We start from the raw sequence: 15,147 nt of genomic DNA, 5'->3' as shown, positions 1-15,147 counted from the left end.
TGACGGCGGATATGGGAGTGCAGGGAGGTCGGCCACCGGCCATGAATATTGTCGTTTTGGTCAAGCAGGTCCCGGACACGGCGACCGAACGGAAGCTCAACGCCGATGACAAGACGCTGGACCGCGCAGCGTCCGACGGCGTCATCAACGAGCTGTGCGAGTACGCGATCGAAGAGGCTCTCCTGCTCAAGGAGAAGCACGGCGGCGAGGTCACCATCCTGACGATGGGACCGGACCAGGCCACGGACTCGATCCGCAAGGCCCTGTCCATGGGTGCCGACAAGGCCGTCTTCGTCAACGACGAGGCGCTGCACGGCTCCGACGCGATCCAGACCGCCTACGCGCTCGCGCAGGCCCTGGGCACCATCGAGTACGACCTGGTCGTCCTCGGCTCGGAGTCCACCGACGCCCGTACCGGTGTCGTCGGTGCCGCGCTCGCCGAGTACCTCGGCCTGCCCCAGCTCACGCTGGCCGGCAAGGTCGACATCGACGGCAGCGCCATCAAGATCCAGCGTCAGACCGACTACGGCTATGACGTGGTCGAGGCTCAGCTCCCGGCGGTCGTCTCCGTCATGGAGAAGATCAACGAGCCCCGCTACCCGTCCTTCAAGCTGATCATGCAGGCGAAGAAGAAGCCGGTCGACAAGAAGTCCGCGGCCGACGCGGGCATCGACACCGGCAAGGTCGGTCTGGCCAACGCCACCACCGAGACCGTTGACTTCGCCGCCGCGCCGCCGCGTGCCGCGGGCACGATCGTCAAGGACGAGGGCGACGGTGGCGCCAAGGCCGCCGACTTCCTCGCCGAGAAGAAGTTCGTGTAGGTCAGGCGAGAGACTCAGGAAGGTTCAAGGATTATGGCTGAGGTCCTCGTCCTCGTCGACCACGTCGACGGACAGGTCAAGAAGGTCACCACCGAGCTGCTGACCGCTGCGCGCCGCATCGGCGAGCCCGCCGCGGTGTGGGTCGGCGAAGGTGCGGAGTCGGGCAAGGCCGCGCTGGCCGAGTTCGGCGCCGAGAAGGTCTACGTGGCTCCGGCCGAGGTGAACGACTACGTCGTAGCCCCCAAGGCCGAGCTGCTCACCAAGCTCGCCCAGGACAAGGGCGCCGCCGCCATCCTCGTCTCGGCCACCGCCGAGAACAAGGAGGTCGCCGGCCGTACCGCCGTGAAGCTGGGCTCCGGTGTGCTCACCGACGTCGTCGACGTCACCGCTGAGCTCGTCACCGAGCACAGCATCTTCGGTGGCGCCACCGTCACCCACGCCCGCGTGCGGACCGGTGTGCCGATCGTCGCGGTCCGCCCGAACTCGGTCGTCCCGGAGGCCGCCGCCGGCGCTGCCGCCGAGGAGGCCGTCTCGGTCGACATCTCCGACGCCGCCAAGGGCGCCAAGGTCGTCGAGCGCGTCGTCCAGGAGAAGGGCGCGCGCCCCGAGCTCACCGAGGCCGCCATCGTGGTCTCCGGTGGCCGCGGCGTGGGCTCCGACGACTTCACCGTCGTCGAGAACCTGGCCGACTCCCTCGGTGCCGCCGTCGGTGCCTCGCGCGCCGTCGTCGACTCCGGCTGGTACCCGAACCAGTTCCAGGTCGGCCAGACCGGTAAGACGGTCAGCCCGAACCTGTACGTCGCCCTGGGTATCTCCGGCGCGATCCAGCACCGGGCGGGTATGCAGACCTCGAAGAACATCCTCGCGGTCAACAAGGACCCCGAGGCCCCGATCTTCGAGCTCGCCGACTTCGGCGTCGTGGGTGACCTGCACACGGTCGCCCCGCAGCTGACCGAGGAGATCAACAAGCGCAAGTAGTAGCGAGCGCTTCGCGTATCCGAGCCAACGCCCGACCGGGGTCCGCCCCGGCCGGGCGTTGGCTTTCGTTCAGCTGCGACGGTGCTCGTCGATGAGGGCACGGACGTCCTCGGCCAACGGTGACTCCGTCCCGTCGGTCAGGAACAGGGCCCTCTCCAACGCTGGGAGGACCCTGCGGTCCTCGCCGGTCCTGGCGAAGAGCAGAGCGAGGTCCGTCCAGGCGATGGCCTGACCGATCCGGTCCTCGTCCGCCTCGAAGAGCCCCAGAGCGTGCCGGAGGTCCGTCTCGGCCCGCGAGGGCGCTCCCCAGACTGCTTCGTGTGATCCCAACAGCAACGACGCCTGGGCTTCCCCGGCCCGGTCGCCAGCCCTTCGGGCGTTGTCGCGCGCGATGGTGAGCATGGTCGTGCCCGGACCCGTGTCGCAGTTCGGGAACAGGACCTCGCCCAGTTCAAGCGGCAGGTTCACAGAGACGTCGGTGCGCCCGAGGGCGTCCGCTGCTCGCACGATCTCCGCGACATTGTCGATCTCGTCATCGAACCAGGAGCTGGCCCGGCCGCTCCGGCTGAGCGCGAGGTCGTCGTCCCCCTCGTTGTCGAGGCAGGCCAGGGCCTTCCTGGCGGTGTCCGCGTAGTACTCCACCAGCCTGACCAGCGCCGCGCGGACTTCCCCGGCCGGGGGACGCGGTGCTCTGAGCCGGGCGTGGTCACGGGTCAGTCCGTGCATGGACCAGCGCTGTTCCGGGGCCCACTGAACGAGCTGGGCGTTCTCCAAACCGTTGAGGAGCGCCCTGGTCTCCGCCCCGGTGAGACCGGACAGGGCGGTCGCAGCACCGAGTGGCACACTCTCCACGGGCGCCGTGCCCAGGAGGGCGAACATCCGGACCTGCTCGGAGCTGAGCCCCGCGACCGTGCGGTCAAGCATGTGGGAGACCGACAGATGCCCGTCGTCGAGGGTCTCCAGACGCCGCTCCGGAGCGAGGGACGCCGCGAGTTCGGCCAGCACACGGTCGGGGTAGGGGATGGAACGGATCAGGGTCCCGCAGACACGGAGGGCCAGGGGGAGACCCTCACAGGCCCGGATGATCGACCGCGCTGCCTCTGGCTCCTGGACCAGGGCCAGTTCGTCATCGGGGTCGGTCAGTAGTGAGCTCAGCATCTCCCGCGATGCCGCCTCGCCGAGCGGATCGAGCTCGACGCGCCGAGGAGAGAGCGCGGGCAGAGGCGAGCGTGAGGTCACCAGGAGCCGGTGGGATCCTCCTGGCTCAAGAGCTTCCACCTGGGCGACCGACGAGGCGTTGTCAGCCACGACCAGGATCGGGCCGCCGAGTGCTGACGCGGCCCGGGTGAGTTCCTGCCGGTAGAGGGCCCCACGGTCCGCCACGTTCCGGTCCTGGTTTCCCATAAGACTCAGCAGCGAGCTCAGACCCTGTTCGGGGGAGAGCGGTTCGGGATCGTAGCCTCGCAGGTTGACGAACAGAACCCCCGAGAACCAGCCTCGCTCGAACGCGGTGTCGGCTGCCGTCACCGCAAGGGCGGTCTTGCCGACTCCTCCCATTCCGGTGATCGCCGACACCGGCCCCCCGCCTGACGTGTGTGAGGCGGAGGGGTCGAGCAGGGCCAGGAGCCCGGTGAGTTCCCTCTCGCGTCCGCTGAAGCCGATTGGCGGGGCGGGGAGTGCGTTCAGGCCGTGCGGTTTCGGTGCCGGGTACTGATTGACCTGCTTGCCGATGACATCACCCCGGGCGCGGCTGCCGCGCAGATCGAACTGGTCGGGCACGGGGCTCCTCCGGGGCCGGGGCAGGGTGCGGCTTCAGGGAGGGCCGTCACCGCAAGGCTGCCGTTCACATTCCTTCCGACGTTCGCCCGCCCGGAACCGTTCACCGGGCCGTGCCCGTTCCCGTCCGGCCGGGCGTTGGCTTTTGTGTGCGGAAGGGCAGGTGGTTTGCCCTATGTGAAAGGTTCCGTGTGGTTTTCGCGTGGTATGTCCGGGTAAGTCCGGCGCACGATGTTCCTGACCGGAGGGGGTTCGGTCGATGCGGACGACGGTACGGGCCGGGCGGCGCAAGGTGGAGGTCAAGCACGCCGAGAAGCCGCTCTTCGGGCCAGACGGGGCGACCAAGGCCGACCTCGCCGACTACTACGCCAGGATCGCGCCGCTCATGCTGCCGCTGGTCCGGGACCGGCCCGTCGCGCTGGAGCGCTTCCCGGACGGCATCGACGGTTCCGGCTTCCTGTCCCAGCACCCGCCGCACCCCAGGTGGATACGTACGGTGTGGACCTCCTCGGGACGGATGATGGAGTGCCAGGAGGCGGCCGCCCTGGTGTGGTGCGCCGACCAGGCCGCCATCACCCTGCACACCTGGTCCTCGCGTACTCCGCGCCTGGGCCTGCCCGATCGGATGGTCCTGGACCTCGACCCGGTGGGCGAGGGGGAGGACGCCTTCGAGTCCTGCCGGGACGCCGCCTGGAGCGTGCGCGAGGTCCTGACCGAACTCGGGTTGGCCGCGTACGTGATGACCACCGGCTCCCGGGGGCTGCACGTCCACTCGCCGCTGCGACCCGAGGCGGGCGACCTGGAGGTGCGGCGGCTGGCCAAGGCGGTCGCGGACCGGGTCGCGGCCCGCGCGCCCGAGGAGTGGACCACCCGGGTGCGCAAGGCGGCCAGGCGCGGCCGGATGTTCGTCGACTACCTGCGCAACGGGCCCGCCCAGCTCGCGGTCGCGCCGTACTCGGTCCGGGCCAGGCCCGGGGCCCCGGTGGCCGCCCCGGTGACCTGGGAGGAACTGGACCAGCTCACCTCGTCGCGGGACTTCACGATCGGCCTGGAACGCCGGGAGTGCCCGTTCGCGGGGATGCGCAGGCACGCGAGGTCCCCGCGCCGGGCGCTGTCCCTGCTGGACCGGGGCGAGGGCGGCGTCGTGCCGCGCCCCCGCGCCAGCCAGGCGGAGTAGGGTGGCCCCCTCTTCGCGGCGATCTTGCTACCGGGGGCGATTCCGGCGCCGGAATCGCCCCCGGTAGCAAGATCACGGAGGGTCGGGGACGGGGAAACCCGTGCGGGGAAGGGTCATCGGGACCGCGCGCCGGGCCGCACCAGGGCGTCGTAGGTCTCGGTGGTGCGCTCCAGCTCGACGTCGAGCCCCCGCGCCCAGGCATCGAGCTCCTCCTGGGCGGCCCGCCCGTCCCGGTCGTCGTCGACCACCAGCTCCAGCTCCAGGAAGGTGCCCGCGCCCTCGACGACGTCGACACACACCCCCACCGACCCGACGGCCCCGCTGCGCCGGTCCTTGACGATGCGCACGAACGGCTCGTACCCCAGCGCCAACAGCGCACCGTGCGTCTGCTCCCGGTCGGCCACCACGGTCTCGTACTCGATGCACTCCATGGCGTTGCCCAGCGGCGTCTTGGTGGTGAGGACGTGGGTGTTGTCCTCCGTGCGCAGACGGGCGAACGTGTGCCCGACCTTCCCGTACCCGGGCTCCCACCCGGCCGGGGCATAGGTCTGGTCGTCCTGGAAGACCGGGTCGGCGACCACCACCCCGGCGGACCTCAACGCGGCCAGCAGGGCCTCCAGGTCACCGGTCCTGTACTTCGCCTCGATCTCCCGCACCAGCCGCCCCCAGCGTCTCACCGTGATCATTCCCGGGGGAGCGTAACCGCGTGTGCTCCCCGTGTCCCGGTTTCGGCGGAACACGGAACGGTTCCGGCGACCCAAAAGCCCTTCCGGGGCCCGCCGGAACCCCGCGAAAGCCCGAGGGGGCCGGGGTGCGGGCGACGCGGGGGTCGGCACCGGTCAGCGCCTGCGCAGGACGATCAGCAGGTTCCAGGTGACGACCTCCCGCAGCAGCGGCACGTGCACGACCGGCTTCATCCACGAGGGCAGGTACCGGGGCCGGATGTCGACCACGTCCACGTCCGAACGCCCCCGCACCCAGCGCAGCATCTCCTTGGCGTGCGCCGCGTACATGCTCCGGCCGAAGTCGTTCTTGGGCCGCCGGCCGTGCTTGCGGGTGAAGCGCTCGGCCGCGTAGGACCCGCCCAGGTAGTGCCAGGGCGAGGTCTCGTGCCCGCCCCAGGGCGACAGCCACAGGGTGTACGACAGGTACACCAGACCGCCCGGCCGGGTCACCCGCACCATCTCGTCGGCCATCCGGACGCGGTCGGGCACGTGCTCCAGCACGTTGGAGGAGAAGCACACGTCCACGGTCCCGCTGCGCAGCGGCAGGTCCAGAGCGCTGCCCTGCACGGCCCCCGAGTCGGCCTCGCGGCCGTGCAGGGTCATCTCGTGCGCGTCGGAGTCCACGCACAGGCAGCGCGCGCCCGCGGCCCGGAGCTCGTCGGCGAAGTAACCGGGGCCGCCGCCCACGTCCACCACGAGCTCCCCGGCCAACGGGGTGTAGGACCGCAACTGGTCGACCGTGTCGCGGGCCAGCCTGCCGTAGAAGAACGCCGGGTCGGTCTGCTCCCTGCGGAAGGCCGTGAACAGCCCCACGGAGCGGGCGAGGGTGGCGCGGAAGGGCACCGTGCCGTCGGTACGGGTGGCGGTCGGGGTCACTGCGCGCCACCGACCTCGACGTAGTGGCGCAGGTGGCGCCAGTGGTCGCCGCCCCAGTACTCGTCGGAGGCGGCGATCCGCGACCCGGGCAGCAGCTCGGCGATCCGTCCTGTCCGCAGGGTGTGCATCCGCATCGGCGCCGGGTAGCGCAGGATCACCCGCTGGGCCAGGGCCACCAGCGGCCACGGCGCGTACCGGAACACCAGGCCCTTGAAGGTGCGCCGCTCGGACTCGGGCACGCCGACCACCAGGGCGCCGCCGGGGCGGACCACCCGGGCGAACTCGCGCAGGTAGCCCTCGGCCAGGTCGGTCGGCAGGTGCTGGAGGACGAGGTCGGTGTAGACGAGGTCGAAGGAGTCGTCCGAGAACAGCGACAGGTCCGGGCGCTCGTTCAGCACGAAGTCGATCCGGCTCCCGGAGCGGTCCAGGCGGCGCGCCTCGTCCAGCATGGGCGCGGAGATGTCCACGCCCACCACCCGGTCGAAGTGCGCGGCCAGGGCGTTGGAGAGCCGTCCCGCCCCGCAGCCGAAGTCCAGGACACGGCCGCGTTCCGGCGCCAGCCCGAGCTCGTCCAGACGGGCGATCGCCGGGTCGATGTCGGCGCGGCCGGAGGCGAGGAACTCGTCGTCGTCCCACCCGCCGTCACGTTTGTCAGGGTCCACGCAGACCGCCCACAGCGGCTCGGTGGAACCCAGCCGGGTCCAGTCGCGGCGGACCTGTTCGAGCCCCACCGACATCACCCCCACAGTGCTTGCGACCGCCCACCGGGCAGCTCCGACTGGAGCTTGTTCCTGTTATGGGCACGCGGGTCATCAGGACCTGCGCCAAGGGTCAGGGAAAAAGTGGAACGTGTTGTATTCTGGCACCCATTTTCCGGGTTGGCCAACCTACGTCGGGGAGAGTACCCATGTCGCCTGATTCCCCCACAGGGCGCGCAGAGGACGGCGGAGCCACCAGGCTACGCCGACCGGTGGAGGAGGCCGACGACCAGGAGCCCACGTACGGCGACGTGCTGGGCGACTCGATCGCCTCCCTGCGGGGGGTGCTGCGGGACCGGGTCCTCCAGGCCGGTCTCCTGGTCGTTCTCGCCGCCCTCCTGCTCAAGGTGTACGTGCTCAGCGAGTCCTACTTCGTCGAGGACGACTTCCTCTTCTTCGCCGGCGCGCGCACCAGCGAACTCGCCCCCGCGTACCTGCTGGAGCTGCACAAGGGCCACTTCATGCCCGGCGGGCTCTTCCTGGTGTACGTCCAGACGGCCTTCGGCCCCTACCACTGGGCGTCCGCGGCCGGCACCATGCTGCTCCTGCAGGCGGTGGCGATCCTGGCCTTCCTCCGCCTGCTGTGGGAGCTGTTCGGCCGCCGCTGGGCCCTGCTCGTCCCGCTCACGGTGTACGCGCTGGCGCCCCTGACGATCCCGGTCCTGGGCTGGTGGGCGGCCGCGCTCAACGCCGTCCCCCTCCAGCTGGCGACCGTGCTGGCGCTGCTGTGGACCGTCCGCTACCTGCGCACCGGAACCCCGCTCTTCGCCTGGTGGGCGGGCGGCGCCGTCGTGTTCGGGATGCTGTTCTCCGTCAAGGCGCTGTTCCTGCCGTCCCTGGCGCTGGTGTTCGCGGTCGCCTTCCTCTACCCCGGCGGCCTGCTCACGGCGCTGGGCCACGCCTTCCGGCGGCACCGCGTGTACTGGCTCTCGATGGTCGCGGTCACCGGCGGCTACCTCCTGCTCTACCTGGTCAGACAGCGCGCCTCGACCTCGGGGGAGGGCGCCTCGGTGCCCGAGTCCGAGGTCGTGGTCCAACTGCTGGGGCGGATGCTCGGCGAGGTCTTCCCCACCGGTGCGCTCGGCGGGCCCTTCCAGTGGGGGCCGGTCACCCCTGCCGGCGGCCTGGTGGATCCTCCCGGGGTCGTGCTGATCGGCGCCTGGGCCGTCCTCGTCGCGATCGTGCTCGCCAGTGTGCGGGTGCGGCGGGCGTCCTGGCGGGCCTGGGCCCTGCTCGCGGGCTACCTGGTGTTCGTCGACGCGCTTCCCACCGTCATCGCCCGCGGACGGATGTACGGCGAGGTCGGCTCGGACCCGCGCTACGTCGCCGACGCGGCCCTGGTCTTCGCCCTCGTCCTGGCGCTGGCCTTCCTGGCTACCCGGGAGGAGCGGGCCCGGGAGTGGGTCGGCAACGCGGGCGAGGAGCGCGGCCGGAGCCGGCTCCAGCTCCTGCGCCACACCCGGGGCGTGTGGGTGGCCGCGACGGCCGTCACGCTCGTCTACGCGGGTTCGGCGTCCTACTCGACCCACACCTACACCGAGACCCTGAGCGGCGACCGGCAGCGCGAGTACCTGGCGAACGTGCGGGAGTCCCTGGAGGACGTGCCCGGGGACGCGGGCCTGTACAGCCGACCGGTCCCCACAGACCTCGTCCTGGAGTGGAACGGGCCCCGCAGGCTCAGCTCCTACGTCCTGGCCCCGCTGGCCGACCGCGAGGTGGCCGACCGGATGTACACGCCGGAGGAGTCCGACAGCGCCTACGTCTTCGACGACGACGGGCACCTGGTGGAGGCCGCGCCGATCTCCTGGGCCAACGCCTTCCGCCCGGAGGAGGGCGAGGAGTGCATGGAGAGCTGGGACGGCCTGATGTCCTGGAACGTGTGGGAGGTCGGCGGGGTCGCGCAGGTCGCGACCATCGGCTACACCTCCGAGGAGGACGCCGACCTGGTCGTGGTGGTCGGTGAGCAGGAGGTCCGGACCGAGCTCCCAGCCGCCCCCGAGGGCGGTTTCTGGTACGTGCCCGTCAGCGAGCGCGACACGAAGTTCACCCTGTTCACCGACGCGGGGAAGACCTGCGTGACCTGGGCTTCACTGGGTCAGCTCGCCCCGGCGAGCCAGGTCGCGGAGCAGGAGGCGGCGGCCGAGGCAGCCGGGGAAGGCGCTGAGGAGGACGGGGCGGAGGACGCCGGCGAGGACGAGTGAGGCCCGGCCGGGGCCGACCGGTCGGCCCCGGCCCCGGCTCAGCCCCGGGAGCGGTCCTGCGCGGGCGGCCTCGGGTCCCGTCCGTCCTCTCGGCGCCGCCTCCGGCCGCGCCCGGCGCGTCCCCCGGAGGCGAGGAACTCCCGCGACCACCTCCGGCTCGGCTCCTCGACCAGGTGGTAGGTGAGCTTGCCCAGCAGCACGCTGCCGATCAGCACCGGGACCAGGTCCAGCCAGAACGACCCGGTGAAGATCTCCTGACCGGTGAAGTCGCGCCACAGGTAGAGGACGACGAACTGCCAGAGGAACACGCCGTAGCTGATCGGGGCGAAGTACACCATCACCGGGTGCCGCATCAGCCCGTCCAGCCAGGCGCCCTCGGTCCAGGTGGCCAGGGAGCGGAGGCGGCGGCGGGGGCCGTCGGGCGCGGGCGGGGCCAGGGCCACCGGGGCGACGACGAAGAAGGCGAAGCCGATGCTCGCGGTCGACTCGACGATCGACATCCACAGGTTGCCGGGCTCGAAGAACCTGCCCCCGGCGGCCGGGGTCGCCTCCAGCACGTAGAAGGCCGCGGCGACCGTCCAGCACAGGCCGGGCGCGGTACCGACGGTGCGGCAGAACCGGCGGACGGGGCCGTCGGGGCCGCTTTCCCGCCAGGCCCACTCCGAGAGCGTGGCCAGTGCCATCCCGACCGCGAACATGCCCATGCAGCGCGGCAGCCAGGAGTGCATGAGTTCGCGGGGCTCCGGATAGTACTGCGGGATCAGGGCCAGGTAGGCCAACACCGTGACCGCCACCAGCCCGCCGAGCAGCCTCCGGCCGCGGGCGTCGACCGTTTTGCCGCCCTTGGCCCACAGGCCCAGGAACACCGCCAGGAGCGGGAGGGTGACGTAGAAGGCGATCTCCACCGAGAGGCTCCACATCTGGCCGAGTCCCTCCGGGCCCGGGCCGGCCCAGTGGGGGGCGGTGTTGAACGGGAAGGTCAGGGTGAGGACCTCGAACCAGTGCCGTGCCGAGGACAGGTGTTCGCCCGCGTACAGGAACAGGGCGACGACGGCCACGACCCAGTAGGCGGGGAAGACGCGCATGAGGCGGCGCCACAGGTAGGCGCCGGTGTGCGGACCGCGGGTGCCGTCCAGCGCGGCCCGGGCCCACGGCCGGTACAGCAGCACTCCCGAGAGCGCGAAGAACAGGGGCACCGCCAGGGCCGAGGCGCTGAGCAGCGCCCCCACCGGGCCGGGGGCCAGTGCGTCGCCGGTCTCGGTGGACACGTGCACCACCAGGACCATCAGGCAGGCCAGGGCGCGCACCCCGTCGAGGGCGTGGTGCCGACCGCTCACCTGTGGAAGCAGGCGCGTCCGGTCGGCGGGGGGTGTCCGAGGGCTGCCGGAGGGGGTGACCTCGGGCGCGGAGGGAGTGGGCGCCATGGGGCCTTCCAGAACGGGAGGGAACCGAAACGTGTTCTACTAGAACGTGTTATAAAAATTCAGACACGCCCAGGTGACGTCGTTCACTACTGGGCAGTACTCTACCCGGAACTGAACCTAGTTCCAGCTCTGGACTCTCATCCGCCCAGGAGGGCACATGCGCCGTACCGTTGCGGTTGTTCTCATCGCGCTGGGGGTCTTCTGTCTCGCCTTGGCACCCATGATGCGCACGTGGATGTCCAGTTCCCTGATGAAGACTCCACTGGACTACTACAACGCCACCGTCAACACCGGAGAGGTCACCTACTTCAACATCGAGGACGTCGAACTCGTCGAGGACGCCGACGTGGAGGCGCACTCGACCATCCGGGCCGACGTGGCCTCCAGCACCGACGACGTGGTGGTGTGGGACCAGTTCACCTGGATCAAGGACGCTGACACCGACTTCGGTATCAGCTCCACCAACCGCCGCGCCGGGCACGACCGCGTCACCGGAGAACTGGTCGACTGCTGCGACGCCATGATCAACGACGAAGCCGTCGCCCAGACCGGCCAGGGGTGGAAGTTCCCCTTCTTCACCGAACAGCGCGACCACGACTTCTTCGAGACCACGGTCCAGGAGAACGTCCCCATGGAGTTCGAGGGCGTCGAGGAGGTCGACGGCGTCGAGGCCTACAAGTTCGTCCAGACCGTCGAGCCGACCGTGATCGACGAGCGCGAGATCCCGCGCTCGGTCGCCGGACTCGAGGGCGAGGGCGACGTCGTCGGAGACGAGACCTTCTCCATCACCCGGACCTACTGGATCGAACCGGTCAGCGGCTCCCCCATCGACATCAGCGAGGACCACCACCGTGTCGTCGTCGTCGACGGCGAGGAGGTCCTGACCCTGCTCAGCGGTGAACTCCGCTTCGACGACGCCACCCGCGCCGCCGCGATCGAGAACTCCGAACAGGCCCGCACGGTCCTCCCGCTGCTGCACACCACGCTGCCCATCGGCGCGCTGATCGTCGGTGCCGGGTTCATCGGTGTCGCCATCGTCCTGTTCGTCACCGGTCGCCGTCCCGAACAGCACTAGCACGGCACCGACCGGCCCCCGACCCCCGAGGACACACCCCCCGAACCCGACCCGCGCCCCCTGACCCGGGCACCCCGATCGGCCGGACCGCCTGAACCCCCCGCAGGCGGTCCGGCATCCACTTCCCACAGGGCCCCGACAGACGGAAGACAGGGGGAGGCCATGGCACCGACCACGACCCCCGGGGCCGGAAACCGGCCCGGGAGGAGCACCGTCACGGGGTCGCGCCCCCGCCCGCTCCGGGCCCTGCCCCTGCTCAGGGCCTGCCGCCCCCGCCAGTGGCTGAAGAACCTGCTGGTGTTCGCCGCCCCCGGCACCGCGGGAGCGCTCGGCGACCCCCGCACCCTGCTGCTGTGCGCCGCCGCCTTCGTCCTCTTCTGCGCGGCCGCCAGCGGCACCTACCTGCTCAACGACGTCCGCGACCTGCACCGCGACCGCGAACACCCCCGCAAACGCCACCGCCCCGTCGCCTCGGGCGACCTCCCGGTGCCGGTCGCCGCGACCGCGGGGGCCGTGCTCACCGCCGCCGCCCCGCTGGCCTCCCTCGCCCTGGGCAACTGGCGCCTGACCCTGCTGCTGACCGTGTACGTGCTGCTCACCCTGGCCTACACGCACCTGCTCAAGGACGTCGTCGTCTGCGACCTGGTCGCGGTCGCCTCCTGCCACGTGCTGCGGGCCGTGGCGGGCGGGATCGTCGCCGGCGTGGAGCTGACCTCGTGGTTCGTCATCGTGGTCTCGCTGGCCGCCCTGCTGGTGGTGGTCGGCAAACGCGAGGCCGAACTGCGCCTGTACGCTCCGGACGGGGGACCGGGGGCCCGGGACGCTCCCCGGAACGGCCCCGGGGCGCGGGAGCGCCAGGCGCACCCCACCCGCGCGGCGCTGCTGGGCTACACCACCAGCTACCTCTCCCAGATGCGCACCATCGCCTCCGGTTCCATGATCGTCACCTACTGCCTGTGGGCCCTGGAGCAGGACGGCGGTCCGCACTCCGTGTTCCACGCGGTCAGTATCGTTCCGTTCGTCATGTTCGTGCTCCGCTACAACCTGCTCGTGGACCGGGGCGCGGGCGAGGAACCCGAGGAGATCGCGTTGGGGGACCGCCCCCTCCAACTCGTCCTCGCCGCCCTCGCCCTCCTGGTCGGACTGGGGATCTACCTGTGAGTCGACCGACCCTCCTCACCGGCTGGGGCCGCACCGCCCCCACCGCCGCCCGCGTCGTGCGTCCGCGCACCCTCGAACAGGCCGCGCAGGCGCTGTCCCGTGCGGGGCCGCGCGGCGCCCTCGCCCGGGGCCTGGGGCGCTCCTACGGCGACGCCGCCCAGGCTGCGGGCGGACTCGTCCTGGACTGCACCGGACTCGCCGGGCCGCCGCGCCTGGACACCGGCCGGGCGGAGGTCACCGCGCCCGCGGGGACCAGCCTCGAACGGATCATCGCGTACCTGCTGCCCCGCGGGTACTTCGTGCCCGTCACCCCCGGGACCAGACACGTCACCCTGGGCGGGGCGATCGCCGCCGACGTGCACGGCAAGAACCACCACGCCGACTCCTCGATCGGCGCCCACGTGCGCTCCCTCACCCTGCTCACCCCGGTCGGCGAGGTGCACCGGCTCGGCCCGGACCACGGCGACACCGAACTCTTCTGGGCCACCGTGGGCGGGATGGGGCTGACCGGGGTCATCACCGAGGCCACCCTCGGCGTGCACCCGGTCGAGACCGCCCACGTCCGCGTGGACACCGACCGCACCGGCGACCTCGACTCCACCCTGGAGCTGATGGCGCGCACCGACCACGCCTACCGGTACACGGTCTGCTGGGTCGACCTGCTCGCCAGGGGAGCGGCCACGGGCCGCGGGGTGCTGACCCGCGCCCACCACGCCCGCCCCGCCGACCTGCCCGCGCCGCAGCGCCGCGAACCCCTGCGGTACCGGACCGGGCCAGCGCTGCCCGCGCCGCCCTGGGCGCCGCCGCGGTTGCTCAACCGGTGGACGGTGAGCGCCTTCAACACCGCCTACTACAACGCCGCCCCCCAGCGCAGGCGCGGCCAGACCCGGCCGATCGGCGGGTTCTTCCACCCGCTGGACTCGGTACGGGGCTGGAACCGGATGTACGGGCCGCACGGGTTCGTGCAGTACCAGTTCGTCGTGCCCTTCGGGGAGGAGGACACCCTGCGCGCCGTCGTGGCGGGGCTGTCCGGGGCGGGTGCGCCCTCCTTCCTCGCCGTCCTCAAGCGGATGGGCGAGCCGACACCGGGCCCGCTGTCCTTCCCCCGGCCCGGGTGGACGCTCGCCCTGGACCTGCCCGCGGAGCTGCCCGGGCTGGCGCGGCTGCTGCGCGGGTTCGACGAACGGGTCCTGGCGGCGGGCGGGCGCCTGTACCTGGCCAAGGACAGCCGGGCCGACGCGGAGACCGTGCACGCCATGTACCCGGAAGTCCCCTCCTGGCAGGCCACGCGGGCACGCGCGGACCCCGGGGGCGTACTCGTGTCCGACCTGGCCCGCCGCCTCCGACTCGTGTGAACACCGGCCCGGGGCAGCCGCCCCGCGCCCCGATACCCGGAAGGACCCGCCCATGCGCGACTCGCTGGGAAGCGTACGAACCGTCCTGTTGCTCGGCGGTCGCAGTGAGATCGGCCTGGCCGTCGTCGAACGGCTGGTGCGCGAGGGCGCCCGCGAGGTGGTGCTCGCCGCCCGGGGCGGGACGGGTGGGGCACCGAGCGTGTTCGGGGCCCTCGGTGCCACCGTCCACTCGCTGGAGTTCGACGCCGAGGACGCCGACACCCACACCGCCGTGGTCGCCGCCGCCGTGGAGCTGGTGGGCGACCTGGACGTGGTGGTGGACGCCTTCGGGGTGCTGGGCGAGCAGGCGGAGTACGAGGCCGACCCCCTGGCCGCCGCCCGCGCGGCCACCGTGAACTACACCGGGCACGTGTCCGTCGGGCTGGCCGTCGCCGCCCGCCTGCGGGAACAGGGCCACGGGGCGCTCGTGGTGCTGTCGTCGGTGGCCGGGGTCCGGGTGCGCCGGGCCAACTTCGTGTACGGCTCCGCCAAGGCGGGGCTCGACGGGTTCGCCCAGGGGCTGGCGGACTCGCTGCACGGGACCGGAGCGCGGGTCCTGGTGGTCCGGCCGGGCTACGTCGCCACCCGGATGTCCCGGCACGTCGACCCGGCGCCGTTCCCCGCCACTCCCGGCCAGGTGGCCGACTCCGTGGCCAGGGGTCTGCGCGGCGGCGCCACCACGGTCTGGGCGCCGCGCGTGCTGCGACCGGTGTTCACGGGGATGCGGATGGTGCCCCGGGCCCTGTGGCGCCGCCTGGGGCGTTAGCCCCCCCGGTCCGCC

13 protein-coding genes are annotated in these 15,147 nt (G+C 71.8%); 8 read left to right on the top strand and 5 right to left on the bottom strand.

Going from position 1 to position 15,147, the window contains the following annotated elements:
- Positions 1-41 precede the first annotated feature (41 nt).
- Both AC0VYD_RS21150 and AC0VYD_RS21145 read left to right on the top strand, forming a co-directional pair.
- On the top strand, positions 42-821 hold the full coding sequence (locus AC0VYD_RS21150; RefSeq protein WP_475477170.1) for an electron transfer flavoprotein subunit beta/FixA family protein: 780 nt from the start codon (positions 42-44) through the stop codon (positions 819-821).
- 33 nt (positions 822-854) lie between these two features.
- Complete coding sequence (locus tag AC0VYD_RS21145) at positions 855-1,799, top strand: electron transfer flavoprotein subunit alpha/FixB family protein (protein ID WP_475477169.1); 945 nt, start codon at positions 855-857, stop codon at positions 1,797-1,799.
- 69 nt (positions 1,800-1,868) lie between these two features.
- On the opposite strand, the gene AC0VYD_RS21140 is transcribed toward AC0VYD_RS21145, so the two are convergent.
- Positions 1,869-3,578: a hypothetical protein gene (locus AC0VYD_RS21140; RefSeq protein ID WP_475477168.1), complete on the bottom strand. Its 1,710-nt coding sequence runs from the start codon at positions 3,576-3,578 to the stop codon at positions 1,869-1,871.
- Positions 3,579-3,834: 256 nt separating this feature from the next.
- Between AC0VYD_RS21140 and ligD the strand changes: the two genes are divergently transcribed.
- Positions 3,835-4,752, top strand: a complete 918-nt coding sequence (gene ligD, locus AC0VYD_RS21135; RefSeq protein ID WP_475477167.1) for a non-homologous end-joining DNA ligase — start codon at positions 3,835-3,837, stop codon at positions 4,750-4,752.
- Positions 4,753-4,865: 113 nt separating this feature from the next.
- Here the strand turns inward: ligD and AC0VYD_RS21130 are convergent, their stop codons facing one another.
- The 3 genes from AC0VYD_RS21130 to AC0VYD_RS21120 all read right to left on the bottom strand — a co-directional run bounded on the left by AC0VYD_RS21130 (position 4,866) and on the right by AC0VYD_RS21120 (position 7,084).
- The gene (locus AC0VYD_RS21130) at positions 4,866-5,408 is read right to left on the bottom strand and encodes a class IV adenylate cyclase (RefSeq protein WP_475480331.1); all 543 of its coding nucleotides are present in this window, start codon (positions 5,406-5,408) and stop codon (positions 4,866-4,868) included.
- Between the two features lie 183 nt (positions 5,409-5,591).
- Positions 5,592-6,353, bottom strand: coding sequence for a class I SAM-dependent methyltransferase (locus AC0VYD_RS21125; RefSeq protein WP_475477166.1), 762 nt, complete (start codon positions 6,351-6,353; stop codon positions 5,592-5,594).
- Positions 6,350-7,084 carry a class I SAM-dependent methyltransferase gene (locus AC0VYD_RS21120; RefSeq protein WP_475477165.1) on the bottom strand — a complete coding sequence of 245 codons (735 nt, stop codon included), beginning with the start codon at positions 7,082-7,084 and terminating at the stop codon, positions 6,350-6,352. The genes AC0VYD_RS21125 and AC0VYD_RS21120 overlap by 4 nt, the downstream gene beginning before the upstream one ends.
- Positions 7,085-7,260: 176 nt before the next feature.
- Here AC0VYD_RS21120 and AC0VYD_RS21115 point away from each other — a divergent pair, with 176 nt between their 5' ends.
- Positions 7,261-9,312, top strand: a complete 2,052-nt coding sequence (locus tag AC0VYD_RS21115; protein ID WP_475477164.1) for a hypothetical protein — start codon at positions 7,261-7,263, stop codon at positions 9,310-9,312.
- 38 nt (positions 9,313-9,350) lie between these two features.
- Here the strand turns inward: AC0VYD_RS21115 and AC0VYD_RS21110 are convergent, their stop codons facing one another.
- On the bottom strand, positions 9,351-10,736 hold the full coding sequence (locus AC0VYD_RS21110; RefSeq protein WP_475477163.1) for an acyltransferase family protein: 1,386 nt from the start codon (positions 10,734-10,736) through the stop codon (positions 9,351-9,353).
- Between the two features lie 157 nt (positions 10,737-10,893).
- Between AC0VYD_RS21110 and pgfA the strand changes: the two genes are divergently transcribed.
- From pgfA to AC0VYD_RS21090, 4 genes are all read left to right on the top strand, one after another.
- Positions 10,894-11,811: a cell envelope lipid trafficking protein PgfA gene (gene pgfA, locus AC0VYD_RS21105; RefSeq protein ID WP_475477162.1), complete on the top strand. Its 918-nt coding sequence runs from the start codon at positions 10,894-10,896 to the stop codon at positions 11,809-11,811.
- A gap of 162 nt (positions 11,812-11,973) precedes the next feature.
- Complete coding sequence (locus tag AC0VYD_RS21100) at positions 11,974-12,972, top strand: decaprenyl-phosphate phosphoribosyltransferase (protein WP_475477161.1); 999 nt, start codon at positions 11,974-11,976, stop codon at positions 12,970-12,972.
- A complete protein-coding gene (locus AC0VYD_RS21095; protein WP_475477160.1) occupies positions 12,969-14,327 on the top strand; it encodes an FAD-binding oxidoreductase in 1,359 nt (452 codons plus the stop codon). The genes AC0VYD_RS21100 and AC0VYD_RS21095 overlap by 4 nt, the downstream gene beginning before the upstream one ends.
- Before the next feature lie 52 nt (positions 14,328-14,379).
- On the top strand, positions 14,380-15,132 hold the full coding sequence (locus AC0VYD_RS21090; RefSeq protein WP_475477159.1) for a decaprenylphospho-beta-D-erythro-pentofuranosid-2-ulose 2-reductase: 753 nt from the start codon (positions 14,380-14,382) through the stop codon (positions 15,130-15,132).
- Positions 15,133-15,147: the final 15 nt, after the last annotated feature.

It is taken from the genome of Nocardiopsis sp. iso_40 (genome assembly GCF_056173285.1).
Note: the sequence above shows the minus strand (reverse complement) of the source record. Positions and strands in the feature narration are given on the sequence as shown.